General features: G+C 63.0%; 1 protein-coding gene and 1 pseudogene. Both read left to right on the forward strand.

Going from position 1 to position 1205, the window contains the following annotated elements; genetic code table 11:
• Positions 1-764: pseudogene (locus AC0L24_RS33795) on the forward strand (IS5 family transposase); the annotation flags it as partial.
• A complete protein-coding gene (locus AC0L24_RS33800; RefSeq protein ID WP_473565079.1) occupies positions 761-1105 on the forward strand; it encodes a hypothetical protein in 345 nt (114 codons plus the stop codon). The pseudogene AC0L24_RS33795 and the gene AC0L24_RS33800, both read left to right, overlap by 4 nt.
• Positions 1106-1205: the final 100 nt, after the last annotated feature.

Consider the following 1205-nt stretch of genomic DNA (forward strand, 5'->3'; position numbering starts at 1 on the left):
GGCGACATCGCGACAAAGTTCCTTGCTGCGGTGCTGGCGCAGCCCAAGGTCAAGAAGCTCCTGTCCACGGATCACTTGTCGGTCGACGGCACGCTGATCGAGGCCTGGGCTTCGATGAAGAGGGTCAAGCCGAAGGACGGTTCGGGCGAAGGCCCGGGGAATGGCTTGGGCGAGCCGCCGATTCAGGGCGGCGGACGTAACGCGGAAGCGAATTTCCATGGCCAGAAGCGGTCGAACGATACGCATGCCTCGACCACTGATCCTGACGCCAGACTCTACCGCAAGGGTAAAGGCAAGGAGACGAAGCTGTGCTTCATCGGGCATGGGCTGATGGAGAACCGCCACGGCCTGCTGGTCGATGCCTGCCTGACGCTGGCTGACGGACATGCCGAGCGGGTGGCGGCCGTGCATATGATCGAACTGCGTGCTGATCGTCCGCGAACAATCACGCTCGGCGCCGACAAGGCCTATGACGCGGAGGACTTCATCAATGAGTTGCGTTCGATGAGGTGACGCCGCATGTGGCGCAGAACACGAACGGGCGAAGTTCGGCGATCGATCGCCGCACCACCCGGCACGGCGGCTATGCCGTCAGCCAGTGCATCCGCAAGCGCATCGAGGAGGCGTTCGGCTGGATCAAGACGATCGCCGGGCAGGAGAAGACCAAGTTACGCGGCCGCGACCGCGTCGGGTGGGCCTTCACCTTCGCGGCCGCCGCCTACAATCTGGTGCGATTGCCGAAGCTGCTGGCGGTCCCGACATGACGGCGCCCGCAGGCTGCCAACTGATCGGCCGCTGGCGGATCGTCGAAGCCGATCTGTGGGATCGCGGTTACCTGAACCTCAGCGGCCCCGCCATGATCACGATCGGCGGCGACAACAACGGCGAGATCGCCTTTGGTGCCCTGCAAGCCGGCCTCGATCTGAGCTACAGCCCCTCGATAGTTCACTTCACATGGGGCGGATGTGACGAGATGGACGAAGTCACAGGAGATGGCCATGCCGAATTGCTCGACGACGGCTCGATCGAGATCACATTCGCCTACCACAATGGCGACGAGGCCATCCTCAAGGCAATACGGCAGACTTCTTCAACAGCCTGCTAGGTCAGGGGTTCTCAGGAGTTAGTCTCGGGCTGGCGAACCTTCGTATTGTGGCGGACATTGCGTGGCCCGGCGGTGTGCTGGGAGCCATCGTCGGCACGCT

It is taken from the genome of Mesorhizobium sp. WSM4809, from assembly GCF_055811655.1.